The sequence below is a fragment of the Rathayibacter sp. AC451 genome (assembly GCF_979253095.1).
Map to the genome: position 1 here is coordinate 3,610,408 of NZ_CEEDBD010000001.1, position 25,187 is coordinate 3,635,594.

Here is a 25,187-nt window from a genome sequence, read left to right on the forward strand (position 1 = left end):
ATGCCCTCGACGGGTCCGGTGAACGGCGACGTCTCGTTCTGGTGGTCCTCGATCGGCCGGTCGGAGCCGCGTCCCGCGCTGCCCGGACCACTCGACGTCGACGTGTGCGTCGTCGGCGCCGGCTACACGGGTCTCTGGACCGCCTACTACCTGAAGAAGGCCGCGCCCGGGCTGCGGATCGCGGTGCTGGAGCAGCGCTTCGCCGGCTTCGGCGCGTCCGGTCGCAACGGCGGCTGGCTGACGAACGAGATCACCGGGGGCGTCTCCTCCTACGCCCGGACGCACGGCCGCGACGCGGTCGACGAGTTCCAGCTCGCGGTGAACGGGACGGTCGACGAGGTGATCGCGGTCGCGGCCGCCGAGGGGATCGACGCCGACATCGTCAAGGGCGGCGAGTACCAGGTCGCCCGCGGCCCGGCGCAGAAGCGGCGCCCCGAGGCCGCGGTCGCCGCCGCGCAGGCGCGCGCCCACACCGACGTCGAGATGCTCGGCGCCGCGGAGGCGTCGGCGCGCATCGCGGTGAGCGGCACCTCGGCGGGCATGTGGCACCCGCACTGCGCGCGCATCCACCCGGCGAAGCTCGCCGCCGGCCTCGCCCGCACCGTGGAGGCGCTCGGGGTCGTGATCCACGAGGACACGAGGGTCGACGAGATCCGTCCCGGGGCCGCCGTCACCGCACGCGGGACCGTCCGCGCCGGCGTCGTGCTGCGCGCGACCGAGGGCTTCACGGCGCAGCTCTCCGGCCACCGCAGGGAGTGGCTGCCGATGAACTCGTCCCTCATCGCGACCGAGCCGCTGCCGGCCGCCGTGTGGGACGAGCTCGGCTGGGCGGGGCGCGAGACGCTCGGCGACCTCGCGCACGCCTACATGTACGCCCAGCGGACGGCCGACGACCGCATCGCGATCGGCGGCAGGGGAGTGCCGTACCGCTACGGCTCCGGCCTCGACGTCGACGGGGCGACCGACCCGCGGACTCTCGGGAGGCTGCGCGAGGTCCTCGAGCGCTTCTTCCCGGTGCTGCGGGGCGTACGGATCGAGCACGTCTGGTCGGGCGTCCTCGGAGTGCCGCGCGATTGGCACGCGACCGTGGGCCTGGACCGGGCGACCGGACTCGGCTGGGCCGGCGGGTTCGTCGGCACCGGCGTCACAGCGACGAACCTCGCCGGGCGGACCCTGCGCGATCTGGTCCTCCACCACCTCGGCGCCGGAGAGCGCACGCCGCTGACCGGTCTGCCGTGGGTCGACCACCGCGTGCGGAAGTGGGAGCCCGAGCCGCTGCGCTGGCTCGCCGTGACGACGCTCTACACCGCGTACGGCCTGGCCGACGCGGCGGAGGCGCGGGGCCGGGCGACGACGTCGCCGCTGGCGACCCTCGCCGACGTCGTCGCGGGCCGCTCGCACTGAGATCGGCGCACGAGCCGGGGAACTACGCCTCGCCGCGCTGGATGAGGCGCGAGAGCACGATCGCCGACCTCGTGTGGTCGACGTTCGGGGCGATGCGCACCTTCTCCGAGCGCGAGCTCGAGGCTGGGGATGTCGCGCGAGCGGATGTGCACGATCGCGTCGGCCGAGCCGGTGACCGTGCCCGCGTCGACGACCTCGGGGACGGCGGACAGGATCCGGCGCAGCTCGTCGGGGGCGACGGTGCCCCGGCAGAACAGCTCGACGTACGCCTCCGTCGCCATGCCGTCGACCGCGGGGTCGACCTTGATCGTGAAGCCGCGGATCACGCCGTCGGCCACGAGCCGGTCGACGCGGCGCTTCACGGCGGAGGCGGACAGGCCGACCACCCCGCCGATGTCGCCGTAGCCCGCCCGGGCGTTCTGGCGCAGCAGATCGAGGATCTTCCGGTCGATGTTGTCCATGCGTCGAGCCTAGAGCGGAGCGGCCGGCGCTCCGGTCGCGCCTCAGGAAGTGAGGGTAGCCTTGCCTCTGCACGCGCACCGAGCAGGAGGAGGAGGAGGCCCCGTGCCCGCATTCCTCAGCGAGCTGGGCTTCGTGGAGCTGCTCGCCGCCCTGTTCGCCATCGTCTTCCTCCGCGCCCAGGCCACCTACTGGCTGGCCCGCGCGATCGTGGCCGGCGCCGCCTCCCGCCGCTGGGGCCGGTGGCTCGAGTCGCCGCCGATGCGCCGCGCCTCGGCCGTCCTCGCCCGCTACGGTGCGCCCGCGGTCACCGTGAGCTTCCTGACGGTGGGCTTCCAGACCGTGCTGAACGCGGCGGCCGGAGCGGCGCGGATGCGCTTCCCCGTCTACCTGCTCGCGATGGTCCCGGGATGCCTCGCCTGGGCGCTCGTCTACGCGACCGTGGGGTTCGCGGTGCTGTGGGCGGTCGTCGGCGCCGCCGCCGGGTCGCCCGTCGGAGTCGCGGTGCTCGCGGCGCTCGCCGTCGCCGCGGTGACCGCGGTCGTGGTCCTGCGCCGCCGCGGAGCGGTCCGCTCCTCGCGCTGAGTCGTTGCGGCGCCCAGCGTGGTCGTCGGCCACGGCGTCGACCGGGTCGCTCCCGCGACCCCGGGACCGCTGCGGCGATCACTCCGGCGATCACTCCTGCGACCCCCCTGGCGAAAACCCACGCCCGGCTATATAGTTGCAGAAGGTCAATAGTTGATCCTCATCAACCAAGACCGCAGATGTCGAATCGAGGAGCCGTATGTCCCGCGCACAGCGCATCGCTCCGGAGGCCGCCGCCCCGGACCGTCACACCCCCGCAGGCCCCGACGGGGCCATGTCGCACCGCCAGGTGCTCGAGTCGCTCAGCGGCCTGCTGCTGGGCATGTTCGTCTCGATCCTCGCCGGCACGGTCGTCTCGACCTCGCTGCCGCTGATCATCTCGGACCTGAAGGGCGACCAGAACGCCTACACCTGGGTCGTCACCGCGACCCTCCTGGCGACCACCGTCTCGACCCCGCTCTGGGGCAAGTTCGCCGACCTCTTCAATCGCAAGCTGCTGATCCAGCTCGCCCTCGCGGTCTTCGTGATCGGATCCGCGGCCGCCGGCTTCTCGCAGGACACGAACATGCTGATCGTGTTCCGCGTCTTCCAGGGCCTGGGCGCCGGCGGTCTCGCCGCGCTGAGCCAGATCATCATGGCCGACATCATCAGCCCCCGCGAGCGCGGCAAGTACGCCGGCCTCTTCGGCGGCGTGATGGCCGTCGGCACCGTCGGAGGCCCGCTGCTGGGCGGCGTCGTCACCGACGCGTTCGGCTGGCGCTGGAACTTCTTCATCGCGCTGCCCGTCGCGATCGTCGCGATCGTGCTGCTCCAGGTGACCCTCCGCCTCCCGGCGCACCCCCAGCGCACTGTCAAGATCGACTACTTCGGCGCGGTCCTCATCGCCGCCGGCGTCTCGCTGCTGCTGATCTGGGTCTCGCTCGCCGGCAAGAACTTCGAGTGGGCCTCGTGGGAGACCGCGCTCATGGTCGGCGGCGCCGTCGTGCTGCTGGTCTCCGCGGTGATCGTCGAGCTCACGGTCGACGAGCCGATCATCCCGATGGGCATGTTCACGAACCGCACCTTCAGCCTCGCGGTCGTCGCGAGCGTCTCGGTCGGCGTCTCGATGTTCGGCACCGCGGTGTTCCTCGCGCAGTACATGCAGCTCTCGCGCGGAGCCACCCCGACGCAGTCGGGACTGCTCACGATCCCGATGATGGCGGGTCTGCTGATCGCCTCGACGATCTTCGGCGGCATCATCTCGCGCACCGGCAAGTGGAAGGCGATCATGGTCTCGGGCGGCGTGCTCGCGGTCGTGGGCACCTACCTGCTGAGCACCCTGCGCTACGACACGAACCTGGTCCTCGTCGGGATCTACATGGCCGTCCTCGGCGCCGGCTTGGGCATGCTGATGCAGAACCTCGTCCTCGTGGTGCAGAACTCGATCGAGGTGAAGAACCTCGGAGTGGCGACCAGCGCGGTCACCTTCTTCCGCAGCCTCGGCGGCACGATCGGCGTCTCGGTCCTCGGCTCGATCCTCGGCACCGTGATCACCGATCGCATCGGCAGCGGCATCGCGGGCCTCGAGCCCGCCGACCAGGCGATCGCCGCCCAGACCCTGGGCAGCGGCACCATCCCGCAGGTCGCGACTCTGCCCGAGCCGATCCGCATCGTGGTCGAGAGCGCCTACGGCATCGGAGTCGGCGACGTGTTCCTCTTCAGCATCCCGCTCGCGGTCATCACCCTGATCGCCGTGATCCTGCTCCCGAACGTCGACCTCGGCACCAAGAACGCGATCCAGCTGAAGTCGGAGCCGACGAGCCCGTCGACCCGCACCGTCGAGGACGCGGAGGACGCGCTCATCGCGACCGCCGACGGCCAGGCGGGGCTGCGTCCGGTCGGCCAGGCCCGTCCGACCGGCTCGATCGACGTGGTCGAGCGCCACTGATGACTCCTTCCGGAGTCCTCGACGCCGCGCCGGGATCCGCTCCCGGCGCGGCGTCGGCCCGCGCGCTGGCCGAGGTCGAGGAGCAGATCACCGCGCTCGCCGTCCAGGTGCGCAGCGCGGTGCGCGACGCGGCGGCCGCGATCGACCCGTCCCTGCCTCCGTTCGGCCTGCGGCTGCTGCGGATGCTGGAGCGCTGCGGCCCGGTGCACGCGAGCGTGGCGGCCGAGCGCCTCGGCGTCGATCGGAGCGTCATCAGCCGCCAGGTGCGGCAGCTCGCCGAGCTCGACATGCTCGAGATGACCGTGGACCCCGCCGACGGGCGCGCCCGGTTCCTCGCGCTCACCGCCTCAGGTCGCGAGCGCATGGCCGACCTCGGCGGAGAGCAGCGGCAGCGGATGCAGAAGGCGCTGCAGGCCTGGCCCGAGGCGGATCTGCTCGCCTTCGCCGGCTACCTCGAGCGGCTCACGACCGCGGAGTGACCGGGGGAGCCGCCGGGGGAGCCGCGATCAGCGTCGCGACCTGCACCACGAAGGCCCGGCGCCGCTCGCGCACGCCGTCGCCGCTCGAGCGGTCGGTGAACGGCGTCAGGTGCCAGATCTCGCACAGCCCGAGCAGGGCGATGAACACGTCGTCCGGTGCCCAACCCGCGTCGACCACTCCCGCCGCCTGCCACTCGCGCACGCGCGCCTCGGGCGCGGGGGTCGCGCCGAGCCGCTGGCTCGCCTCCTCCCAGAAGCCGGGGCCCTCGAGCCGCGCCCAGGTGAGCAGGCGGAGGAACTCGGGGTGCTCCCACACGTGGTCGAACATCCGCTCGGCGAGATCGGGGAGATCGACCGCCTCGGCCAGCAGGACGGTGTCGAGCTCCTGCAGTGCGCCGACCACCGACGAGACGAAGAGTCCGCGCTTGCCGCCGTAGTAGGCGTAGAGGCGCTCCTTGTTCAGCCCCGCGGACGCCGCGATGCGGTCGATCCGGGCGCCCGCGAAGCCGTGCGCGGCGAACTCGGCGATCGCGGCGCGCAGGATCCGCTCGCGGGCGGGCTCGAGAACCGCCTCGGACTTCTTCGCGCTCATGGGAACACCTCCGGCCGCTCGAACGTTACACTCGTCCGTGCCCAACCAACCAGTTGGGGTGGTTCGGCCTCGACGACGCGGCCCGGATCCGGACCCGCCGGTCCCGCTCCTGCCCCGTCCGAAAGGCTCCCTTGACCTCGCACGCCCCCTCCGCCGCCCCGGCGCCGTCGACCACTCCGCCGACGACCGCGCAGGCGCCCTCCCGCCGCTGGTGGGTCCTCGTCATCCTCGCGCTCACCCAGCTCGTCGTCGTCCTCGACGGCACCATCGTCAACATCGCGCTCCCCGAGGCCCAGCGCGACCTCGGCCTCTCGGACGTCGAGCGCCAGTGGGTCGTCACCGCGTACGCCCTGGCCTTCGGCGCCCTGCTGCTGCTGGGCGGCCGCATCGCCGACTACACCGGACGCAAGCGCACCTACCTCATCGGCATGGTCGGCTTCGGCGCGGCGTCCGCGTGGGGCGGTCTCGCCTCCTCCGGCACCGAGCTGATCGCGGCCCGCGGTCTGCAGGGCGCGTTCGCCGCGCTCCTGGCCCCCGCCGCCCTCGCCCTGCTCACCGTCACGTTCCCCGGCGGGCGCGAGCGGAGCACCGCGTTCGCCGTCTTCGGCGCGGTCGCCGGTGCCGGTGCCGCCGTCGGCCTCGTGCTGGGCGGCCTGCTCACGGAGTTCGCCGACTGGCGCTGGTGCCTCCTGGTCAACGTGCCGTTCGTCGTCGTGGGTGTCGTCGCCGGAGCGCTGCTCGTGACCGAGAGCCGCGCCGAGGGCCGCAACCGCTTCGACATCGCGGGCACGATCGTCGTCGCCCTCGGCCTCTGCGCCGTGGTCTACGGCTTCACCCTCGCCGAGCAGGGCTGGCTCCGCGTCGACACGATCGGCTTCCTGGTCGTCGGCGTGCTGCTCCTCGCGCTCTTCGTCCGCATCCAGGCGCGCTCCGATCACCCGTCGCTGCCGCTGCGCATCGTGGCCGACCGGGTCCGCGGAGGCGCGTTCCTCATCCAGGCCATCGTCGGCAGCGTCATGATCGGCTCCACCCTCTACCTGACGCTGCACCTGCAGATCGTCCTGGGCCTGCCTCCGCTGGAGGCCGGTCTCGCGAGCCTCCCGATGACCCTGACGATCATGGTCGTCGCCGGCATCGCGACCCGTCTGCTCCCGGTCGTCGGACCCCGCCTGCTGATGATCGCCGGGCCGATCATCGCCGCCGTCGGACTCCTCTACCTCAGCCGCATCACGGCCGACGGCGCCTACCTCGTGCAGGTGCTGCCCGCGCTGATCGTGCTCGGCGTCGGCATGGCCATGATCTTCGTGCCCGTGCAGAACCTCGCCCTGACCGGAGTCGCCGCGCACGACGCCGGTGCCGCCGGAGCGACCGCGAACGCCGCCATGCAGATCGGCGGCTCGGTGGGCCTCTCCATCTTCACGACGATCTACGCCGGCGCCGTCGGCTCCGCGCCCTCGCCCGCCGCCTTCGTCGACGGCTACTCCGCGGTCTTCCTCACCGCGGCCATCGGACTCGTCTTCGCGGCGGTCGTCGCGGCAACGATGATCCGGGTGAAGAAGGAGGAGTTCCTCGCGCAGGCTCCGAAGGAGGCCGTGGCCCACCTGGGCTGAGCCTCGGCCGAGCCCTCGGCTAGGTGCTGCAATGCTCCCTCTGACCGAGGACGCGGTGCGCGCCTCCTTCGTGAACGCCTCGCGCAAGGAGGTCGCGGACCTCTCGCTGCCGGCCGGCTTCGACTCCCTCGACTGGGACTCGATCGATCTTCTCGGCTGGCGCGACAAGAAGATCGGGCGTCGCGCGTACGCGGTCGTGCCGCTGGACGGCCGCGTCGTCGGCGTCCTGCTCAAGCAGGCCGACGCGCTGCCCCGCTCGCGGGCGCAGTGCTCGTGGTGCCGCGACACCCGGCTGCCGAACGACGTCGTCTTCTTCGGCGCTCGGAAGGCCGGCGCCGCGGGTCGGGCGGGCGACGCGCTCGGCACGCTCGTCTGCTCCGACTTCCAGTGCTCGGCGAACGTGCGGGCGCGTCCTCCGATCGCGTACGTCGGCTTCGACGTCGAGGCAGCCAAGGCCGAGCGGATCGAGACGCTGCGTGCGAGATCCGCCGGTTTCGTGCGCGAGGTGCTCGCGACGGAGTAGCGCGCCTCAGCGCTCCGGGCGCCGCGTCGACGCCCGCACGTGCATCCGCTCGCCCTGGCGTCCGAACAGCGACAGGAACTCGACCGGCCTCTCGTCCGCCCGGCCGAACCAGTGCGGCACGCGCGTGTCGAACTCGGCGGCCTCGCCCGGGGGCAGCACGAGGTCGTGCTCGCCGAGTCGCAGCCGGAGCCGCCCGCTCAGCACGTAGAGCCACTCGAACCCCTCGTGCGTGCGCTGATCGAGGTCCTCGACCGGCAGCGGCAGCGGCCCGCCCGGGATCGTGTGCTTGAACGCCTGGAGCCCGCCGGCGTCGCGGCTGAGCGGCTGGATGAGCATGCCGTGCCGCCGCATCGGCCGCCCGTGCACGCGCGGATCCTCGGGCGCCGCTCCGACCAGCTCGTCCAGCGGTGCGCCGAGGGCGCGCGCGATCGGCAGCAGCAGCTCGAGCGTCGCGCGCCGGCCACCGCTCTCGAGGCGCGACAGCGTGCTCGACGAGATGCCCGTCTCGGCCGACAGCGAGGCGAGGGTGCGGTCGCGCCGCACGCGGAGCCGGCGCAGGCGCGGGCCGACGGCGGCCAGCACCTCCTCGTCGGACGGCGGAGTGCTCTCGATCGGTTCGGCCATGCGACAGATCCTGGCAGAGACGCCCGCCGGTCTTGCCGGAACGGCACGGATTCCGGCCTCGGAGCCGAGGAGGGCGCACTCTCGGAGCATGACGCACACCGACGCCCCCTCCGCCCGCCACCGCCCCGCCGACGTCCTGATCGTCGGCGCCTCCTTCGCCGGCCTCGCCGCCGCCACCGCTCTGGGCCGGAGCCTCCGCGACGTCGTCGTCATCGACGGCGGCCCTCCCCGCAACGCGCCCTCGCCCGGGGCGCACAACGTCCTCACCCGCGACGGCACGTCGCCCCTCGAGCTCGCCCGGCTCGCCCGCCTCGAAACCGAGGGCTACGGCGCCCGCGTCGTCACCGGCGAGGTCGTCGCCGCCTCGAGCACCGACGACAGCGTCTCGGCGACCCTCGCCGACGGCACCGTGCTGCACGCCCGGCGGCTCCTGCTCGCGAGCGGAGTCGCCGACCGGCTCCCGGACATCCCCGGCCTCGCCCCGCGCTGGGGCCGCGACGTGCTGCACTGCCCGTACTGCCACGGCTTCGAGGTGCGCGGCCGGAGGATCGCGGTGCTGGGCAGCTCCTTCGCCCCGCACCAGGCGCAGATGTTCCGCCAGCTGAGCCCGCACGTCTCGATCCTGCTGAACGGCGACGAGGCACCCGAGGGGGAGGAGGCGCTCCGTCTCGCGGCCCGCGGCATCGACCTCGTCGCGGGCGCGGTCGAGGAGCTCCGGATCGAGGACGACCGTCTCGTCGGCGCCGTGGTCGACGGACGCCTCCTGCCGCTCGACGCCGTCGTCGTCGCTCCGGACGTCGCCGGCCGCCTGCCGTCCGGTCTGGGCCTCGAGCTCGTCGACCACCCCTCGGACGTCGCGCGGCACCTCCCGGCCGACCCCATGGGCCGCACCGGCGTCGACCGCGTCTTCGCCGCCGGCTCGCTCGTCGAGCCGATGGCGCAGGTGATGGCGGCCGCCGCCGACGGCCTGCGGGTGGGCGCCGCGATCAACCACGACCTGATCGAGGAGGAGATCGCCCTGGCGCTGAGCGAGCACGCCGCCTAGCGCCGCCGGTACTCCAGCTCCGGCCGCCCCGGCGAGCCGTAGCGCGGCGCGCGCTCCGCGACTCCGGTGTCGGCCAGGTGCTCGAGGTAGCGCCGGGCCGTGACCCGCGAGATGTCGAGGCGGGTCGCGAGCTCGGCCGCCGAGAGGCCGACCTCGCCGAGCAGCGCGGTGACCGACTCGAGGGTCTGGGCCGAGAGGCCCTTGGCCAGGCCCGGCGCGTTCGAGGTCCGCAGCGCCGCGAACGCGCCGTCGACCTCGTGCTGGCTGGCGACGGCCGAGCCGTGCAGTCGCCCCCGGTAGGAGCGGTAGCTGGCGAGCTTCGCCGCGAACGTGCTGAAGACGAACGGCTTGATCAGGTACTGCACGATCCCGGCGGCGACGGAGGCGCGCACCACGGCCGCGTCGCGCACGGCCGTGATCGCGATCACGTCGACGTCGAGCCCGGCCGCCCGCACGGCACGGCAGAGGTCGAGCCCGCCCATGTCCGGCAGGTTCATGTCGAGCAGGATCAGCGCGATGGCGGAGTCGGCCCGCAGTGCGCGGATCGCCTCGGCTCCGGTGCCGGCGACCGCCGCCACCTCGAAGCCCTCGACCCGGCGGACGTAATCGGCGTGCGCGCTCGCGGTGAGCGGCTCGTCCTCGACGACGAGCACCCGGATCGGGTCGGTGCCGGTCACCGTGCCGCCTCCGCCACGCGCGCGGGCAGCGGCAGCTGCACCGTGAACACGGCTCCGACGTGCCGCGACACCTCGATCGTCCCGCCGAGGCGCTGGACGACCTGCTGCACGAGCGCGAGCCCGATGCCGCGGCCGAACTCGTCCTGCTCCTTCGTCGAGTAGCCGCGCGCGAAGACGTCCGCCGTCTCCTCGACTCCCGGGCCGCTGTCGGACACCTGGATCACCAGCTCCTGCTCGCCGCCCGCGCCCTCCGCGTGGCCGAGGTAGACCTCGACCCACGGCTCGTCGGCGCCGTCGGGAGCCGCGGCCGCGTCGAGCGCGTTGTCGATCAGGTTGCCCAGCAGCGTCACGAGGTCGCCCGGGTCGAAGCCCTGCGTGCCCGGCTCGAGGTGGGTCTCGAGGTGCAGCTCGACGCCCCGCTCGCGCGCCTGCGCCGTCTTGCCGAGCAGGAGCGCCGCGATGACCGGCTCCTGCACCGAGGTGATCAGCCGGTCGGCGAGCCGCTGGCTGAGTGTGAGCTCGCCGGCCGCGAACGACAGGGCCTGCTCGGGCCGGCCCAGCTCGATGAGCGAGGCGATGGTGTGCAGGCGGTTCGAGAACTCGTGGGTCTGCGAGCGCAGGGCGTCCGAGAGGGTGCGCATCGACTCCAGCTCGCCGGTCATCCGCTGCAGCTCGGTGCGGTCGCGCAACGTCGTCACCGTGCCCAGCGGCCGCGCACCGGGGGAGGCGGCCGGCTGCTCCGTGACCACGAGGATCCGCTCGTGGGCGACGACGAGGCGGTCGGTCACCGGCTCGTCCGAGCGGAGCAGCTCGCGCAGCGCCTCGGGGATGTCGAGGTCGGCGATCGGCACCGGGGTGCGGACGCCCTCGAGGCCCAGCAGCTCGAGCGCGTGGTCGTTGGCGAGCACCAGGCGCCCGCGGTCGTCGACCAGCAGCAGTCCCTCGCGCACCGAGTGCAGCACCGACTCGTAGTAGGCGAACACCTGGCTCATCTGCTCCGGACCGCGCCCGCCGGTCACCCGCCGCAGATAGCGGGCCAGGAGCCAGGAGCCGAGCCCGCCCAGCAGGACCGCGCCGAGCGCGCCCCACGCGACGACCTGCACCCGGTTGCCGAACGAGGCGTCCACCGCCTGCAGCGTGACTCCGGCCGAGACCAGCGCGACGATCTCGCCGCTCCCGTCGAGGATGGGCGCGACCGCGCGCACCGACGGCCCGAGCGTGCCCGTGTAGGTCTCGGTGAAGGTGCGGCCCTCGAGCGCGGGGGAGATCGTGCCGATGAACGGCTGCCCGATCCGCTCGCGGTCGCGGTGCGTGTACCGGGTGCGGTCGGGGTTCATGATCGTGAGGAAGTCGACGCCCGTGTCGGCCATGATCGCCTCGGCGTACGGCTGGAGCGAGCGCGACGGATCCGGCTCCTGCGTCGCCTCGACGACGAACGGGTTGTCGGCGACGGTGCGCGCCACCACGAGGCTGCGCTCGGCGGCGTCCGCTCCGGCACGACCGCGCGCGTCGACGGCGAGGACCGCGACCGCAGCCGCGGCGATCAGCAGGATGCACAGCAGCTGCACCGCGAAGAGCCGGGCGGCGATGCTGCCGCGGGGTCCGCGGTCGCTGCGGAGGCGCGGGGTGCGCTCTCGGGGCATCGCGACCTCCTCGTCACGTCTCGCGGCGTCCGCACCGATGCGCGTGGTCGCGTCGATCCGCGTGAACAGTATGAACGCAACCGCGGCCCCGGACTCCGGCGGGGCCACCATCGGAACGTCCCGGAGCGCTCGCCGCACCGGCCCCCCACCTCACGGACACCGCACGACCCTCCCCTCGACGAAGAGACAGGACACGCTCATGGCGAAGACGCCCGGACGCCCCTCCGACCGGTCCGGCAGTGACCGGCTCAGTCCCGCGGTCACCCCCGCGAAGACCCGCAAGCGGATCGACCGCAACCACTGGCTCTACATCGCGGTCATCATCGCGGTCGTCGCCGGCGTCATCGTGGGTCTCGTCGCCCCGGCCTTCGCCGCGACGCTCGAGCCCGTCGGCAAGGCCTTCGTGGGCCTGATCAAGATGATGATCGCGCCGATCATCTTCTGCACGATCGTGATCGGAATCGGCTCGATCGCCAAGGCCGCGACGGTCGGCAAGGTCGGCGGACTGGCGCTGGGCTACTTCATCGTGATGTCGACCTTCGCCCTGGCGATCGGCCTGGTCGTCGGCAACATCCTGCACCCGGGCGAGGGCCTGGACATCTCGGGCGCCGAGTACGACACGAGCGACCTGAAGGCCGAGACCACGTCGGAGTTCGTCCTCGGCATCATCCCCGTCTCGCTGTTCTCGTCGCTGGTCGACGGCAGCATCCTGCAGACCCTCTTCGTCGCCCTCCTCGTCGGCTTCGCGCTGCAGAAGATGGGCGCCAAGGGCCAGCCGATCCTCGGAGCGATCAAGCAGCTCCAGGTTCTCGTGTTCCGCATCCTCTCGATGGTGCTCTGGGTCGCCCCCATCGGCGCCTTCGGAGCGATCGCCGCGGTCGTCGGCAAGACCGGCTGGGGTGCGGTCGTCGCCCTCGCCACCCTGATGATCGGCTTCTACGTCACCTGCGCGATCTTCGTGATCGTGATCCTGGGCCTGCTGCTGCGCCTGGTCACCGGCGTCAACATCTTCTCGCTGATGAAGTACCTCGGCCGCGAGTACCTCCTGATCGTCGGCACCTCCTCCTCCGAGGCCGCCCTGCCGCGTCTGATCGCCAAGATGGAGCACCTCGGAGTCTCCAAGCCCGTCGTCGGCATCACGGTCCCGACCGGCTACTCCTTCAACCTCGACGGCACCGCGATCTACCTGACCATGGCGTCGCTCTTCATCGCCTCGGCCACCGGCTCGCCCATGTCGATCTCGGAGCAGATCGGGCTGCTCCTCTTCATGATGATCGCGTCGAAGGGAGCGGCGGGCGTCACCGGCGCCGGCCTCGCCACCCTGGCCGGCGGCCTGCAGTCCTTCCGCCCCGACCTGGTCGACGGCGTCGGAGTCATCGTCGGCATCGACCGGTTCATGTCGGAGGCCCGTGCGGTCACCAACTTCACCGGCAACGCGGTCGCCACCCTGCTCGTCGGCACCTGGACCAAGCAGGTCGACACGACCCAGGTCCGCGAGGTCCTCGCCGGCCGTGCTCCGTTCGACGAGGCCTCCCTTGGCGCCGACGACCACGACGCCCCGGCCGCCTCCGGCACCTCGATCACCGAGGGCATCGCGTCGATCGACGCCTCGGAGCGCGCCCAGCTCGCCGGCAAGCGCTAGGCACCGCGCGCCCCACGACGACCGCCCCGCTCGAGGAACCGACCCCCTGGGTTCCTGGAGCGGGGCGGTTCTGCGTGCAGGCGGCGGCTCGGCAGTGGTGGATCCCGATACCCCCGCTGCGCGGGCTGCTCGATCAGCACCAGTGGGCGCGAATCGACTCGAATCGGGCCGCGCGCGGCCGTCAGCCCCCGAGTCGCGACCACTCGCCATCCCTGTGCTGGTCGAGCAGCGCCCTGCGCGAGGGTCGATCCCCACCTGCTCCCGGACACGGGGATCCCGATACCCCCGCTGCGCGGGCTGCTCGATCAGCAGGGGATCGTCAGTCCGCGCGCCGCCCCACTCCGAGAAGCGGCAGCGTCACGGTGCAGAGCGGGCCGATCAGCACCGCGAAGGCGAGGGTGCCGAACCCCACGTTGCCGCCGAGCGCCCAGCCGATCAGCAGCACCGTCGCCTCGACTCCCGAGCGGCCCACCCAGATGGGCAGCCCCGTGCGCCGGTGCAGCCCCGTCATGAGCCCGTCGCGCGGGCCGGGGCCCAGGTGGGCGCCGATGTAGATCCCGCTCGCGACGGCCAGCAGCACGAGTCCCGCCGAGAAGAGCAGGATCTGCCCCCACAGCGCCGCGGGCGTCGGGATGAGCCACATCCCGAGCTCGATCGCGGGCCCCACCGTCAGCACGTTCAGCACCGTGCCCAGGCCCGGACGCTGCCGGAGCGGGATCCACAGCAGCAGCACCAGCAGGCCGATCACGTTGGTGAGCAGTCCGATTCCCAGTCCGGTCTGGCGCGAGAGGCCCTGCGCGAAGACGGTCCACGGATCCACGCCGAGCGACGCCCGGATCATCATCGCGTCGGCGACGCCGTAGAGGACGAGCCCGGCCATCAGCCGGGGAACGGCTCGGATCCGCCACTGTCCGAGCGGAACGGGAGCGTCGAGGGGCGCCGGGGCGGTGAGGGGGCGGGAGGCGGGCGAAGCGGTCACAGGGGCCATCCCACCGCAGGATTGGCCTTCCGCGCGCGGTCCAATCCGGCTACCTTGGACGCATGGCTGATGTCCACTTCGGCGTGCGCGCCCTGCAGACCCTCCTCGGCGACTGGCGGGAGCAGCGCGGCACGCGCCCCGCGTACCTGGCGCTCGCCGACCGCATCCGCCTGCTCGGCATCGACGGCCGCATCCCGGCCGACAGCCGCCTCCCCGCCGAGCGCGAGCTCTCGGCCCGCCTCGGGGTGAGCCGCACCACGGTCGCGGCCGCGTACCGCGAGCTGCGCGAGAGCGGCTACCTGGTGAGCGTGCGCGGCTCCGGCAGCGTGACCCGCCTCCCCGGAGCCGCGGTGCACGCGGTGCCGACCCTCGCACCCGACTTCCTCGACTTCACCAAGGCCGCGCTGCCGGCGGTCCCCGAGCTCGGCGAGGCCTACGTCCGCGCCGCCCGTCTCGTGCCCGAGCACTTCGACGAGGGCTCCTACGACACCGTCGGGCTGCCGTCGCTGCGCCGCGCGATCGCCGAGCGCTACACGAAGAGGGGCCTGCGCACCGAGCCCGGCCAGATCATGGTGACCATCGGAGCGCAGCACGCGATCGCCCTGGTCGCGCGCACCCTGCTCTCGCGCGGCGATCGTGCGCTGATCGAGGCGCCCACCTATCCGCACGCCTACGAAGCGCTCCGCCTCGCGGGCGCCCGGCTCGTCCCGGTCAACGTCGACGGCGCCGACGGCTGGGACGACGAGGGGCTGATCGCCGCGCTGCGCGGCACCAGCCCGACGCTCGCCTACCTCATGCCCGACTTCCACAACCCGACGGGCCGGTCGATGGCTCCGGAGCTGCGCGAGCGCGCGATCGCCGCCGCCGCCCGGCAGGGCACGGTGATCATCGCCGACGAGACCACCGCCGAGCTCGACATCGACCGCCGCATGTCGCCGCTGCCGTTCGCTTCGTACGGGCCGGAGGGCACGGTGATCTCGATCGGCTCCGTCGGCAAGACGCTGTGGGGCGGCATCCGCATCGGCTGGATCCGCGCCGACCGCGGCACCATCCGCAAGCTCGTCGCGGCTCGCTCGGCCGGCGATCTCGGCAGCCCCATCCTCGAGCAGCTCCTCGTCACCGACATGCTCGGCCGGATGGAGGGCGTGCTCGAGCTGCGCCGCGCCCAGCTGCGCGCCGGGCGCGACCACCTCGAGGCGGCGCTCGCGCGGGCGATCCCGGAGTGGAGCGTCCCGCGCGTCTCGGGCGGACTCTCGACCTGGGTCGGTCTCGGCCGCCCCGCGAGCTCGCAGCTGGCCCTCGCCGCCCGCACCTCGGGGCTGCTCATCACGGCGGGCCCGAGGTTCGGGATCGACGGAGCGTTCGAGCGGTTCCTCCGCATCCCCATCGGCTACTCGCCCGAGACGACGGACCGTGCGGTCGAGGCGCTCGCCGAGGCGTGGGCGCAGGTCGCGCGGCACCCGGTGGCCGACACGGGGTACCTGGCCGACGTCGTGTGAGGACGCTGTCGTGCGAGGGCGCCGTGGGGAGCGCTCTCACCGGCTGGGAGCACACCCGCATCATCCTGAGGAACGACGAACACTCAGTCGGCTGATGGAACACTCGAGGGGTGCATCTCCTCGCGGTCCTCAGCATGAAGAACCGGGCTCTCATCGCCCTCGTCACCGTCGTCGTCGCCGTGTTCGGAGGCGTCGCGCTCACCGGCTTGAAGCAGGAGCTGGCGCCCTCGATCTCGTTCCCGCAGCTCGCGGTCGTGTCCAGCTACCCGGGCGCCGCGCCGGAGGTGGTCAACGACGACGTCTCGACGCCGATCGAGACGGCGATCCAGGGAGTGCCGGGCCTGGAGACCACCAGCGCGACCTCCTCGACGAACTCGTCGCTCATCTCGGCCTCCTTCACCTACGGCACCGACCTGGCGACCGCCGAGCAGAAGATCCTGCAGGCGATCAACCGCATCAGGAGCACCCTGCCCGAGGGCGTGGACCCGCAGGTCGTCACGGGGTCGTTCGACGATCTGCCGGTGCTGCAGCTCGCCGTCTCGAGCGACGGCGATGCGAAGGCGCTCGCGAGCCGCCTGCGCGAGAGCGTGATCCCCGACCTCGAGAAGGTCGACGGGGTCCGCGAGGTCGCGCTGGTCGGCGAGAGCGCCCAGCGCGTGACGATCACTCCCGACGACGCGCAGCTCGCCGCCACCGGAGCGACCGCGAACGACATCCGCACGGCCCTGCAGCAGAACGGCGTGCTCGTGGCGGGCGGCGAGATCACCCAGGACGGATCGACGTTCTCGGTGCAGTCCGGTCAGAAGCTCGGCTCGACCGACGACATCGCGTCGCTGCCGCTGCTGCCGTCGTCGACGGCCTCCGCCGGAGCCGCACCGGGAGCTGCCGCTCCGGGAGCAGGAGTCGCCCCCGGAGCCGTGCCCGCCGTCCCCGCCGCCCTCCCGACCATCGGCTCCGTCGCCTCGGTCGCGGTGACGGACGCCCCCATCACCTCGATCTCGCGGGTCAACGGCCAGCCCGCGCTCACCCTCTCGATCACGAAGCTGCCGGCCGCCAACACGGTCGACGTCTCGACCGGCGTCACCGCGCTCCTGCCGGATCTCGAGGCGTCGCTCGGCGACGGGGTGACCTTCACCTCGGTCTTCGACCAGGCCCCCTACATCCAGGAGTCGATCGCGGCGCTCGCCCAGGAGGGCGCCCTGGGCCTCGTCTTCGCCGTGCTCGTGATCCTCGTGTTCCTGCTGTCGGTCCGCTCGACGCTCGTCACCGCGATCTCGATCCCGACCTCGGTCCTGATCACCTTCATCGGCCTGCAGACCGCCGGCTACACCCTGAACATCCTCACCCTCGGCGCGCTGACCATCGCGATCGGCCGCGTCGTGGACGACTCCATCGTCGTGATCGAGAACATCAAGCGGCACCTCGACGCGGGGGAGGAGCGGGCGGGCACCATCGTCCGCGCCGTCCGCGAGGTCTCCGGAGCGATCACCGCCTCGACCATCACGACCGTCGCGGTGTTCCTGCCGATCTCGTTCGTCGGCGGCACCACCGGCGAGCTGTTCCGCCCGTTCGCGCTGACCGTGACGATCGCGTTGCTCGCGTCGCTGCTCGTGGCGCTCACGATCGTGCCGGTGCTCGCGTACTGGTTCCTCCGACCCTCGAAGCGGCCGGGCGTCCGCGAGGCCGCGCGGGCCGCACTCGACGAGGAGCGGACGGCCTCGGGTGAGACCGCGGTCGCGCCCATCGTGCAGCGGGCGGCGCAGCAGGAGGGGCAGCAGGAGGGGCAGCAGGAGGGGCAGCAGGAGGGGCAGCAGGAGGGGCAGCCCCACGGCCACCACGCCGCCCACGCGGCGCCGCGCAAGGCCTCCGCGCTGCAGCGCGTCTACGGCCCGATCATCGCCTGGACGCTCAAGCACTCCGTCGTCACGGTCCTGCTCTCCCTGCTCGTGCTGGTCGGCACCGGAGCGCTCTACCCGCTGATGAAGACCAACTTCCTCGGCGCCAGCGGTCAGGACACCTTCACGGTGACCCAGACGGTGCCGGTGGGCCAGAGCCTCGACGCGCAGGACGTCACCGCCCAGGCCTCGAGCACCGCGATCCTCGACGTCGAGGGCGTCGAGACCGTGCAGCTCTCGATCGGGTCCTCGGGCGGCGGCCTGCAGAGCGCGTTCGGCGGCGGGGGCGGCGACTCCATCAGCTACTCCGTCACCACCGACGACTCCGCCGACCAGGAGGTCGTGCAGTCCGAGGTCCGCGACGCGCTGGGCGCGATCGCCGACCCCGAGGACATCAGCGTCTCGGCCTCCTCCGGCTTCGGCGCCTCCTCGGACATCGAGGTCGACCTGACGACCGCGTCGCAGTCCGACCTGCAGAGCGCGAACGACGCGCTGCTCGAGGCGCTGCGCGGAGCCGACGGCATCAGCCAGGCCGAGTCGAACCTGTCCTCCTCCCTGCCGTACGTCGCGGTGCGCGTCGACCGCGCCGCCGCGGCGCAGGCGGGGCTCAGCGAGGTCGCGATCGGCACCCTCGTCAGCCAGGCGCTGCAGCCTTCGCAGGCGGGCTCGGTCGTCATCGAGGACCGCACGCTCTCGATCTACCTCGCCGACGCGCAGCCGCCGGCGACGATCGACGAGCTCGCGGCGCTCGAGATCCCCACGCTCGCCGGGCCGGTCGCCCTCTCGACCCTGGCGACCGTCGAGCAGACGAACGGACCGGCGAGCATCACCACCGAGCGCGGTCAGCGCACGGCCACGATCACCGTGACCCCCCAGGGCGACGACCTGGCCTCGGCCAACGTCGCGGTGCAGAGCGCGATCGACGGCACCGACCTGCCCGCCGGGGTCTCGGCCGAGCTGGGCGGAGTCACCGCCGACCAGACCGAGGCCTTCTCGCAGCTGGGCATCGCGCTCCTGGTCGCGATCCTGATCGTCTACGTGGTGATGGTGGCGACGTTCCGATCGCTGCTCCAGCCGCTGCTCCTGCTCGTGTCGGTGCCGTTCGCGGCGACCGGAGCGATCCTGCTCCAGGTGATCACGGGCGTCCCGCTGGGCGTCCCCTCGCTCATCGGCGTGCTGATGCTGATCGGCATCGTGGTGACGAACGCGATCGTGCTCGTCGACCTCGTGAACCAGTACCGCGAGCGGGGGATGCCGGTGCGCGAGGCGCTGCTGCACGGCACCGAGCGGCGACTGCGCCCGATCCTGATGACCGCGCTCGCGACGATCTTCGCGCTGCTCCCGATGGCCCTCGGCATCACCGGGCACGGCGGCTTCATCTCGCAGCCGCTCGCGATCGTGGTGATCGGCGGACTCGTCTCGTCCACGGTGCTGACCCTGGTCGTCCTGCCCGTCATCTACAACCTGGTCGAGGGGTATCGTGAGCGGCGGCGTGCCGCTCGCGCCGGGAAGGCGTCGGCATGACGATCGATCAGGACACCACTCCTCCCGACGAGGCTCTGACCATCGGCTCGCGCTGGCGCAGCGGTCCCGAGCGGGCCGAGGCGGCGCTCGCCGAGGTGGGGGCCGAGGCCTTCGTCTCGCGCGGCTACCGGCCGGGGACGATCCGTCACATCGTGCTCTTCCGCTTCCGCCCCACCGCGCTCGTCTCGGAGGTGGACGCCGTCACCGCGCGCTTCCTCTCGCTCGCCGACGAGTGCGTGCGCGACGGGGAGCCGTACATCGTCTCGATCGAGACCGGACCGCAGCTCAGCACGGAGGGCGCGGGCGAGGGCTTCGACCGCGCGTTCCTGCTGACCTTCGCGTCGGAGGGCGACCTGAACTACTACGTCGGCCGCCCGGCGGTCGACGGCGACGGGATGTTCGACCCGGCGCACGACGCCTTCAAGGGCTTCGTCGGACCGGTGCTCGACACGGCCGGCGTCGTGGCCTTCGACTTCCGACCCGAGCCGTTCGACGCCGGGGCGCTCGCGGGCTGATGGCGACTCCGGAGTTCATCCTGCGGCTGCGCGAGCACGTCGGCACGGAGCCGCTCTGGCTCACCGGCGTCACCGCGGTGATCCTCCGCGGCGGTCTCGACGCGCGGGAGCCGGTGCGGCGGGTGCTGCTCGTGCGCCGCTCCGACACCGGGGCGTGGACCGCGGTGACCGGCGTCATCGACCCGGGCGAGACGGTCGCCGGCACGGCCCGGCGCGAGGCGCTGGAGGAGGCGGGCGTCGAGATCGAGGTCGAGCGCCTCGTACAGGTGCGCACCCTCCCGCCGATGACGTATCCGAACGGCGACCGCGCGCAGTACCTCGACCACGTGGTGCGGGCGCGCTGGGTGTCGGGCGAGGCGCGCGTGGCCGACGAGGAGTCGAGCGAGGTCGGCTGGTTCGCGCTCGACGCGCTGCCGCCGATGTCCGACGAGCACCGCGGGCGCATCGAGCGGGCGCTGTCGGACGACCCGGCCTGCTCGTTCGACTGAGCGGTCCGCTCGCCGCGATCCGCTCGCCGCGCTCCGCCGGAGCTCTCAGACGTGCTCCGAGACGAGCACGGCCGTAGTCCCCGCCTCGAGCGCGTCGAACACGTGCGGCTCGTCGCCGGGATAGGCGAGGTAGTCGCCCACGTTCAGCTCCACCGGTGCGTCCGACGGGCCCGCGAGTGCGCGGCCGGCGGTGATCACGAGGTGCTCGAGAGTGCCGCGCGCGTGCGGAGCGGAGTCGCGCGCGGCGCCGGGCTCGGCTGCGAGGACGTAGAGGTCGCGGCGCGCCCCGGGCGGGCAGGCGCTCAGGAGGGTCGCCGCGTAGTCCGCGGTGGCGGACGCGACCCGGGGTCCGTCGCCCGCGCGGATCAGCTGCACAGTGCGCCGCGGCGGCTCGACGAGGTGCGAGAAGGGCACGCCCAGCGCACCGCCGAGCGCCCACAGCGTCTCGAGGTTCGGGTTCCCCTCGCCGGCCTCGAGCTGCGAGAGGGTCGACTTCGCGATGCCGGCCCGGCGCGCGATCTCGGAGATGCTCAGCCCGAGCCGCGCGCGCTCGCGCCGCAGGGAGGAGGCGACGAGGTCGCGAGGAGTGGGGCCGTCGGTCATGTTCGTCCTATCGCTCAGCCGTTCGACTTGACGAACGGAGGGAGGGCCGCCACACTGGCCCGCATGACCAGTATGCCGTCCCTTCGTTCGATGCTTCGAACGGTCGGAGTGGCGGACGCTCGCGCACTGGGGCTCGTCGGCGTCTCGGTCGCCGTCATCGGAGTGTCGTACGGCCTGGGCGCGACCGGGGCTGGATTCCCGCTCTGGCAGATCCTGCTGCTCGCGGTCGCGGTCTTCGGGGCCTCGGCCGAGATCCTGTTCGTCGGCGTCGTCGCCGCGGGAGGCGCCCCCCTGGCCGCCGCTCTCGCCGCCCTCCTCGTGAACGCCCGAGCGCTGCCCTACGGGATGGCGGCCGGCGGGATCGTCCGCCGCGGCGGGCGCAGGCTCCTCGCCGCGCACCTCGCGAACGACGAGACGATCGCCTTCGCGCTCTCGGGCCGCACTCCCGAGCGCCGCCGCGTGCTGTTCTGGGCCGCCGGCGCGGTGGTGCTGGCCGCCTGGCCGCTGGGAGCGCTCGTCGGGGCGCTCCTGGGCGGCGTGGTCACGGATCCCTCCGTCCTCGGTCTCGACGCGGTGTTCCCCGCGGTGCTGCTGGCGCTCGCGCTGCCGGGGCTGCGGGGTGCGCCGACGCTCGCCGCAGCGCTGCTCGGGGGAGCGGTGGCGCTCGCGGCGGTGCCGGTGGTGCCGCTCGGGCTGGCTCCGGTGCTCGCCCTGGCCGCCGTCGCGGCGACGGCGCGACGGGGACGCTCGTGAGCATCGCGGCCGTCACGGTGGGCATCGTCGTGCTCGCGGTCGGCAGCTTCGCACTGCGGGCGGGCGGCGTGCTGCTGCGCGACCGGATGCCCCTGGGTGACGAGGCGGAGCGGCTCGTCGAGCGCGGCACGGTCGTCCTGCTGGTGGCGGTCGCCCTGGTGTCGGCACTGACCGACGGCGCCGGGGCGGCGCCCGTCTCACGGGTGGCGGGGGTCGCGGTCGGTGCGGCGGCGGCGCTCCTGAAGGCTCCGCTGGTCGTCGTGGTGATCGCGGCGGCAGGAGCGGCGGCCGGGCTGCGGGCGCTCGGGGTCTGACGCGAGCGGTGCGACGCCGTCGGAGCGGCCAGTCCGTCGGAGCAGCCAGTCGGTCAGAGCCCTTTCGCGAAGCACGCGGCGGAGTCGTCGCCGACGTTCGCGCCGAAGCCGTCGACCTCGATGTACCCGAGCGCTCGGGCGGCGGACCGCACCGCGTCGTCGGCCGCGTCGACCCGGAACCGCAGGGTGCGGATCCGCTGGACCCTCGCCCACGACTCGGCGGCGGCGACCAGGCGGCGGGCGACGCCCCGACGGCGCGCCTCGGGCAGCACGACGAGGCGCACGAGCTCGGCGAAGTCGTCGGGCCCCGGAGCGAGGGCGACGAGGCCGAGCGGGCGGTCGTCGAGGGCGCCCTCGGCTCGGGCGACGAAGAGCCGCGCGTGCTCGCGGTCGAGCGACGTCCCGCGATCGGTGAGGGCGAGCAGCGCGGCGGCACCGGGGGAGTCGGAGTGCTCGAGCCGCACGGCGACCGCCCCGGTCACGAGGTCGGCTCCGCCGCTCCCGCCGGCTCGAGGGAGAGGTTCTGCACGACGGGAGCGTCGAGGTGCGCGTGCAGGAACTCGACGACCGACGTGCGCAGGCTCTCGTCGAGCATGGCGATCGAGTGCTGAGTGCCCGGCAGCACGAGGAGCTCGACCGGTGCGCCGGCGGTCTCGAGTGCGTCCGCGAAGGCGGTCGACTGCGACCGGGCGACCCGAGCCTCGCCGGAGTGGGCGATCAGGAACGCGGGCTCGCTGCCGTCGACGTGCGTGATCGGCGACGCCTCCGCGGCGGCACTGCAGGCGGCGAGATCGGGGCAGCCGAGGTAGGTCCGCACGGCCGGCGCGACTCCGACGGCCGGGTCGTCGTCGGCCATGCCCGCGGCGGTCAGGTCGGAGGGGCCGCTGAGGTCGACGACCGCGTTCAGCTGCGAGGAGGTGTCGTCACGCGTGCCGAGGAGCGAGACGAGGTTGCCGCCGGCCGACCCGCCGAACGCGGCGACGCGATCCGGGTCGATGCCGAACCGCTCCGTCTGCTCGGGGGCGAGGAGCCAGTCGAGCGCCGCCGAGACGTCGTCGATCTGGGCGGGGAAGACCGCGGCGGGAGCGAGGCGGTAGTTCACCGAGACGGCGACGAAGCCCTCGGACGCCAGCCACTGGCAGAGCGGCCGCCAGTTCGCGTCGGCCTTGTCGCCCCGGGCCCAGCTGCCGCCGTGCACGACGAGGACGGCCGGGAGAGCGCCGGTGAGGAGCGCGTCGGTCGGCGAGCAGACGTCGACGGCCTGACCCGTCTCCTCGTCGTAGACGACGTCGGCGGTGACGGGGATGTCGGCGTAGGCGGGGACCGCTGCCGCGCCCGCCGCCTGGGCGATCGGCTCCGAGACGGGAGTCGTGCTCGCGCACCCCGTGAGGGCCGCGGCGACGAGCCCGAGGGTCGCCGCACACAGGGCGATCAGTCGCGTGGGTCGGGTGGGCTCGCGCATGGGTGAGACGAGCGTAAGGGGTGCACGCCGCTGGACCTACAGGTCCCCCGCGATCAGGGGGTGGAGGCGGGGGTCACCGGAGGGTGGGCGGCGACGGCCGGCTCCTCGGGCAGGGGAGCTGCGGGCGTCGGCTCCTCCGCCTGCAGCCGCACGAGCACCACGCCGGTCAGGATCAGCGCGCCGCCCGCGAACTGGATCGGCGCGGGCAGCTCGCCCAGCAGCGCCCACGCCGCGAGGATCGAGAAGAGCACCTCGGTGAGGCCGACGAACGAGGCGATGCGCGTGCCCAGCCGCGAGCCGCCCTGGATGCCGAGGAGGTAGGCGAGCACCGTCGACATGCCCAGGATCACGGCGGCCGGGACCGCCCAGGTGATCTCGTTCCCGAGGAACACGACGTCGCCGAAGGTCGCCCGCAGCGGGGCGACGCCGGTGAGCCCGAGGATCAGCAGGATCCCCGCGCCGACCGTCATCGCCCCGGCGGTGAGCGCGATCGGCGGCAGCTCCGGGTCGACCCGTCCCGCGATGACGTAGTACACGCAGAGGCCGAGGGAGGCGGTGAGCGCCCAGGCGATGCCGATCAGCTCGGGAGTGGACTCGCCCGACAGGTCCAGGACCAGCACGAGTCCCGCGAGGGCGACGGCCGAGCCGGCGAGGGTGAAGCGGCCGGGGTGCCGCCGGGTGCGCGCCCACGCGAAGAGGACGAGGAAGACGGGGGCCAGGTACTCGATCAGCAGGGCGATGCCGACCGACATGTGCTCGATCGCGCTGTAGAAGCAGAGCTGCGCGGCGACGACGGCGAAGACGCCGTAGAGGCCGATCGTGCCGAGGTTGCGCCGCAGGACGTGCCACTTGCCGCGGAGGGAGAGGGCGGCGGGGATCGCGAGGACGAGCGCCGCGCCTCCGGCCCGCCACAGGACCGCGGCGGAGGGGGTCCATCCCGCTTCGAGGAGGGGCTTCACGAACGGACCGCCGAGGCCGAAGGCCGCCGCGGCGGCGAGGGCCAGCGCGAGGCCGGAGCCCAGTCGGCGCGGGGGTGTGCTGGCGGTCATGCGCGCATCCTTCGAGACGAGGGGAGGATGAGAAGTCAGGAGTCACACTGGTTATGCTCGTGACAGCCTCCCGTCATCCAGACGGTAGCGGCTCGCCCTGTCAGGAGTCAACATGGTTTTCGCTCATGACGTCGAAGCGTCGCTGACCTCGACCGCCTTCCTCGTCAACACGCTGCCCGAGCTCTCGCACTCGGGGGAGGACGAGCTCGCGACGCTGGAGCAGCTCGACGAGTTCGTGCGCGTCAACCGCTACACCGGCAGCCGCGAGCACTCGACGGCCGAGCTCGAGGCGATCCGGTCGGTCCGCTCCTCCCTCCGCTCGCTCTGGCTGACCAGCGCCGAGGAGGACCTCGTCGCCCTCGTCAACGCCATGCTCGAGGACGGACGCGCCCTGCCGCAGCTCGTGCGCCACGGCCTCTGGGGGTGGCACCTGCACGCGACGCGGGACGAGAGCCCGCTCGCGACGCGCATCGTCGTGGAGGCGGCGATGGCGTTCGTCGACGTCGTGCGCGGCGACGAGCGCGACCGCATCCGGATCTGCGCGGCCGAGGACTGCGAGGCGGTGCTCGTCGACTTCTCGCGCAACCGCTCGAAGCGCTACTGCGACACCGGCAACTGCGGCAACCGGGCGAACGTCGCGGCGTACCGGGCGCGGCGCGCGACGTCGGAGGGGTGAGCGGCCGGGCATCCTAGCCTGGAGGAGCACCTCGCCCTAGCCAGGGCGCGCGGGCGCGTGTAGACTCCTTCGGTCGGCTCTTGACACCGTGCGTTCAGCGCGCGGATGGGTTTGTTAGTCAAGCGGGCCGGATCTCCGACAGTCGTCGTGAGAGACATCACATGTGTGAATCGGCCCCGGTCAAAGACTCGCCCGGGTTCCAGCAGGCTGCGTTCGGACG

At 73.0% G+C, this 25,187-nt stretch carries 24 protein-coding genes and 1 pseudogene; 15 read left to right on the forward strand and 10 right to left on the reverse strand.

Going from position 1 to position 25,187, the window contains the following annotated elements:
• A complete protein-coding gene (locus tag AC0CID_RS17305) occupies positions 1-1,404 on the forward strand; it encodes an NAD(P)/FAD-dependent oxidoreductase (RefSeq protein WP_465227787.1) in 1,404 nt (467 codons plus the stop codon).
• A gap of 22 nt (positions 1,405-1,426) precedes the next feature.
• On the opposite strand, the pseudogene AC0CID_RS17310 reads toward AC0CID_RS17305, so the two are convergent.
• Positions 1,427-1,865, reverse strand: a pseudogene (locus AC0CID_RS17310) (Lrp/AsnC family transcriptional regulator).
• 103 nt (positions 1,866-1,968) lie between these two features.
• Between AC0CID_RS17310 and AC0CID_RS17315 the strand changes: the two are divergent.
• From AC0CID_RS17315 to AC0CID_RS17325, 3 genes are all read left to right on the forward strand, one after another.
• The gene (locus tag AC0CID_RS17315; protein WP_465227788.1) at positions 1,969-2,448 is read left to right on the forward strand and encodes a DedA family protein; all 480 of its coding nucleotides are present in this window, start codon (positions 1,969-1,971) and stop codon (positions 2,446-2,448) included.
• 274 nt (positions 2,449-2,722) lie between these two features.
• On the forward strand, positions 2,723-4,375 hold the full coding sequence (locus AC0CID_RS17320; protein WP_465228131.1) for an MDR family MFS transporter: 1,653 nt from the start codon (positions 2,723-2,725) through the stop codon (positions 4,373-4,375).
• Entirely contained in the window at positions 4,375-4,854 is a 480-nt protein-coding gene (locus tag AC0CID_RS17325; protein WP_207403042.1) for a MarR family winged helix-turn-helix transcriptional regulator, read from the forward strand. Before AC0CID_RS17320 ends, AC0CID_RS17325 begins: the two co-directional genes overlap by 1 nt.
• Here the strand turns inward: AC0CID_RS17325 and AC0CID_RS17330 are convergent.
• Positions 4,838-5,446 (reverse strand): TetR/AcrR family transcriptional regulator, encoded by a 609-nt coding sequence (locus AC0CID_RS17330; protein ID WP_465227789.1) that lies wholly within the window; start codon positions 5,444-5,446, stop codon positions 4,838-4,840. The genes AC0CID_RS17325 and AC0CID_RS17330 overlap by 17 nt on opposite strands.
• Positions 5,447-5,577: 131 nt before the next feature.
• Here AC0CID_RS17330 and AC0CID_RS17335 point away from each other — a divergent pair, with 131 nt between their 5' ends.
• Positions 5,578-7,056, forward strand: a complete 1,479-nt coding sequence (locus tag AC0CID_RS17335; protein ID WP_465227790.1) for an MFS transporter — start codon at positions 5,578-5,580, stop codon at positions 7,054-7,056.
• A gap of 31 nt (positions 7,057-7,087) precedes the next feature.
• Positions 7,088-7,579, forward strand: coding sequence for an FBP domain-containing protein (locus AC0CID_RS17340; protein ID WP_207403039.1), 492 nt, complete (start codon positions 7,088-7,090; stop codon positions 7,577-7,579).
• A gap of 6 nt (positions 7,580-7,585) precedes the next feature.
• On the opposite strand, the gene AC0CID_RS17345 is transcribed toward AC0CID_RS17340, so the two are convergent.
• Positions 7,586-8,203: a helix-turn-helix domain-containing protein gene (locus AC0CID_RS17345; RefSeq protein WP_465227791.1), complete on the reverse strand. Its 618-nt coding sequence runs from the start codon at positions 8,201-8,203 to the stop codon at positions 7,586-7,588.
• An 88-nt stretch (positions 8,204-8,291) separates the two neighbouring features.
• On the opposite strand from AC0CID_RS17345, the gene AC0CID_RS17350 reads away from it, so the two are divergent.
• The gene (locus AC0CID_RS17350; protein WP_465227792.1) at positions 8,292-9,248 is read left to right on the forward strand and encodes an NAD(P)/FAD-dependent oxidoreductase; all 957 of its coding nucleotides are present in this window, start codon (positions 8,292-8,294) and stop codon (positions 9,246-9,248) included.
• On the opposite strand, the gene AC0CID_RS17355 is transcribed toward AC0CID_RS17350, so the two are convergent.
• Together AC0CID_RS17355 and AC0CID_RS17360 are read right to left on the reverse strand one after the other, a co-directional pair.
• Positions 9,245-9,925, reverse strand: a complete 681-nt coding sequence (locus AC0CID_RS17355) for a response regulator (protein ID WP_307786059.1) — start codon at positions 9,923-9,925, stop codon at positions 9,245-9,247. The two genes, AC0CID_RS17350 and AC0CID_RS17355, sit on opposite strands and share 4 nt — an antisense overlap.
• Positions 9,922-11,568: a sensor histidine kinase gene (locus AC0CID_RS17360; RefSeq protein WP_465227793.1), complete on the reverse strand. Its 1,647-nt coding sequence runs from the start codon at positions 11,566-11,568 to the stop codon at positions 9,922-9,924. Before AC0CID_RS17360 ends, AC0CID_RS17355 begins: the two co-directional genes overlap by 4 nt.
• Positions 11,569-11,767: 199 nt before the next feature.
• Here AC0CID_RS17360 and AC0CID_RS17365 point away from each other — a divergent pair, with 199 nt between their 5' ends.
• The gene (locus AC0CID_RS17365; protein WP_465227794.1) at positions 11,768-13,210 is read left to right on the forward strand and encodes a cation:dicarboxylate symporter family transporter; all 1,443 of its coding nucleotides are present in this window, start codon (positions 11,768-11,770) and stop codon (positions 13,208-13,210) included.
• Between the two features lie 319 nt (positions 13,211-13,529).
• Here the strand turns inward: AC0CID_RS17365 and yczE are convergent, their stop codons facing one another.
• A complete protein-coding gene (gene yczE / locus AC0CID_RS17370; RefSeq protein WP_242682890.1) occupies positions 13,530-14,090 on the reverse strand; it encodes a membrane protein YczE in 561 nt (186 codons plus the stop codon).
• Positions 14,091-14,251: 161 nt separating this feature from the next.
• Between yczE and yczR the strand changes: the two genes are divergently transcribed.
• The 4 genes from yczR (at position 14,252) to AC0CID_RS17390 (ending at position 20,110) form a co-directional block, all read left to right on the forward strand.
• Positions 14,252-15,688 carry a MocR-like transcription factor YczR gene (gene yczR / locus AC0CID_RS17375; protein ID WP_465227795.1) on the forward strand — a complete coding sequence of 479 codons (1,437 nt, stop codon included), beginning with the start codon at positions 14,252-14,254 and terminating at the stop codon, positions 15,686-15,688.
• A 110-nt stretch (positions 15,689-15,798) separates the two neighbouring features.
• Positions 15,799-19,107 carry an efflux RND transporter permease subunit gene (locus AC0CID_RS17380; RefSeq protein WP_465227796.1) on the forward strand — a complete coding sequence of 1,103 codons (3,309 nt, stop codon included), beginning with the start codon at positions 15,799-15,801 and terminating at the stop codon, positions 19,105-19,107.
• Positions 19,104-19,622, forward strand: coding sequence for a Dabb family protein (locus AC0CID_RS17385; RefSeq protein ID WP_465227797.1), 519 nt, complete (start codon positions 19,104-19,106; stop codon positions 19,620-19,622). Before AC0CID_RS17380 ends, AC0CID_RS17385 begins: the two co-directional genes overlap by 4 nt.
• Positions 19,622-20,110 (forward strand): NUDIX hydrolase, encoded by a 489-nt coding sequence (locus AC0CID_RS17390; RefSeq protein WP_465227798.1) that lies wholly within the window; start codon positions 19,622-19,624, stop codon positions 20,108-20,110. The genes AC0CID_RS17385 and AC0CID_RS17390 overlap by 1 nt, the downstream gene beginning before the upstream one ends.
• 45 nt (positions 20,111-20,155) lie before the next feature.
• Here the strand turns inward: AC0CID_RS17390 and AC0CID_RS17395 are convergent, their stop codons facing one another.
• Entirely contained in the window at positions 20,156-20,713 is a 558-nt protein-coding gene (locus AC0CID_RS17395) for a helix-turn-helix domain-containing protein (RefSeq protein ID WP_207407906.1), read from the reverse strand.
• Between the two features lie 63 nt (positions 20,714-20,776).
• Between AC0CID_RS17395 and AC0CID_RS17400 the strand changes: the two genes are divergently transcribed.
• Both AC0CID_RS17400 and AC0CID_RS17405 read left to right on the forward strand, forming a co-directional pair.
• Positions 20,777-21,466: an AzlC family ABC transporter permease gene (locus AC0CID_RS17400; protein ID WP_465227799.1), complete on the forward strand. Its 690-nt coding sequence runs from the start codon at positions 20,777-20,779 to the stop codon at positions 21,464-21,466.
• Positions 21,463-21,780, forward strand: a complete 318-nt coding sequence (locus AC0CID_RS17405; protein ID WP_465227800.1) for an AzlD domain-containing protein — start codon at positions 21,463-21,465, stop codon at positions 21,778-21,780. The genes AC0CID_RS17400 and AC0CID_RS17405 overlap by 4 nt, the downstream gene beginning before the upstream one ends.
• A gap of 53 nt (positions 21,781-21,833) precedes the next feature.
• On the opposite strand, the gene AC0CID_RS17410 is transcribed toward AC0CID_RS17405, so the two are convergent.
• Genes AC0CID_RS17410 through AC0CID_RS17420 form a run of 3 tightly spaced genes read right to left on the reverse strand, consistent with a single transcriptional unit; the run spans position 21,834 to position 24,291 of the window.
• Positions 21,834-22,262 carry a GNAT family N-acetyltransferase gene (locus tag AC0CID_RS17410; protein WP_465227801.1) on the reverse strand — a complete coding sequence of 143 codons (429 nt, stop codon included), beginning with the start codon at positions 22,260-22,262 and terminating at the stop codon, positions 21,834-21,836.
• Complete coding sequence (locus AC0CID_RS17415; protein ID WP_465227802.1) at positions 22,259-23,242, reverse strand: alpha/beta hydrolase; 984 nt, start codon at positions 23,240-23,242, stop codon at positions 22,259-22,261. Before AC0CID_RS17415 ends, AC0CID_RS17410 begins: the two co-directional genes overlap by 4 nt.
• Before the next feature lie 53 nt (positions 23,243-23,295).
• Entirely contained in the window at positions 23,296-24,291 is a 996-nt protein-coding gene (locus AC0CID_RS17420; protein ID WP_465227803.1) for an EamA family transporter, read from the reverse strand.
• Between the two features lie 112 nt (positions 24,292-24,403).
• Between AC0CID_RS17420 and AC0CID_RS17425 the strand changes: the two genes are divergently transcribed.
• Positions 24,404-24,967: a CGNR zinc finger domain-containing protein gene (locus AC0CID_RS17425; protein WP_207407928.1), complete on the forward strand. Its 564-nt coding sequence runs from the start codon at positions 24,404-24,406 to the stop codon at positions 24,965-24,967.
• The last annotated feature ends 220 nt before the right edge of the window (positions 24,968-25,187 follow it).

Coding starts and splice junctions, on each gene's coding strand:
- AC0CID_RS17305 (WP_465227787.1), top strand. CDS start 1: ATGCCCTCGACGGGTCCGGTGAACGGCGACGTCTCGTTCTGGTGGTCC.
- AC0CID_RS17320 (WP_465228131.1), top strand. CDS start 2,723: ATGTCGCACCGCCAGGTGCTCGAGTCGCTCAGCGGCCTGCTGCTGGGC.
- AC0CID_RS17325 (WP_207403042.1), top strand. CDS start 4,375: ATGACTCCTTCCGGAGTCCTCGACGCCGCGCCGGGATCCGCTCCCGGC.
- AC0CID_RS17330 (WP_465227789.1), bottom strand. CDS start 5,446: ATGAGCGCGAAGAAGTCCGAGGCGGTTCTCGAGCCCGCCCGCGAGCGG.
- AC0CID_RS17340 (WP_207403039.1), top strand. CDS start 7,088: ATGCTCCCTCTGACCGAGGACGCGGTGCGCGCCTCCTTCGTGAACGCC.
- AC0CID_RS17345 (WP_465227791.1), bottom strand. CDS start 8,203: ATGGCCGAACCGATCGAGAGCACTCCGCCGTCCGACGAGGAGGTGCTG.
- AC0CID_RS17350 (WP_465227792.1), top strand. CDS start 8,292: ATGACGCACACCGACGCCCCCTCCGCCCGCCACCGCCCCGCCGACGTC.
- AC0CID_RS17360 (WP_465227793.1), bottom strand. CDS start 11,568: ATGCCCCGAGAGCGCACCCCGCGCCTCCGCAGCGACCGCGGACCCCGC.
- AC0CID_RS17365 (WP_465227794.1), top strand. CDS start 11,768: ATGGCGAAGACGCCCGGACGCCCCTCCGACCGGTCCGGCAGTGACCGG.
- yczE (WP_242682890.1), bottom strand. CDS start 14,090: ATGGCCGGGCTCGTCCTCTACGGCGTCGCCGACGCGATGATGATCCGG.
- yczR (WP_465227795.1), top strand. CDS start 14,252: ATGGCTGATGTCCACTTCGGCGTGCGCGCCCTGCAGACCCTCCTCGGC.
- AC0CID_RS17385 (WP_465227797.1), top strand. CDS start 19,104: ATGACGATCGATCAGGACACCACTCCTCCCGACGAGGCTCTGACCATC.
- AC0CID_RS17390 (WP_465227798.1), top strand. CDS start 19,622: ATGGCGACTCCGGAGTTCATCCTGCGGCTGCGCGAGCACGTCGGCACG.
- AC0CID_RS17395 (WP_207407906.1), bottom strand. CDS start 20,713: ATGACCGACGGCCCCACTCCTCGCGACCTCGTCGCCTCCTCCCTGCGG.
- AC0CID_RS17400 (WP_465227799.1), top strand. CDS start 20,777: ATGACCAGTATGCCGTCCCTTCGTTCGATGCTTCGAACGGTCGGAGTG.
- AC0CID_RS17415 (WP_465227802.1), bottom strand. CDS start 23,242: ATGCGCGAGCCCACCCGACCCACGCGACTGATCGCCCTGTGTGCGGCG.
- AC0CID_RS17420 (WP_465227803.1), bottom strand. CDS start 24,291: ATGACCGCCAGCACACCCCCGCGCCGACTGGGCTCCGGCCTCGCGCTG.
- AC0CID_RS17425 (WP_207407928.1), top strand. CDS start 24,404: ATGGTTTTCGCTCATGACGTCGAAGCGTCGCTGACCTCGACCGCCTTC.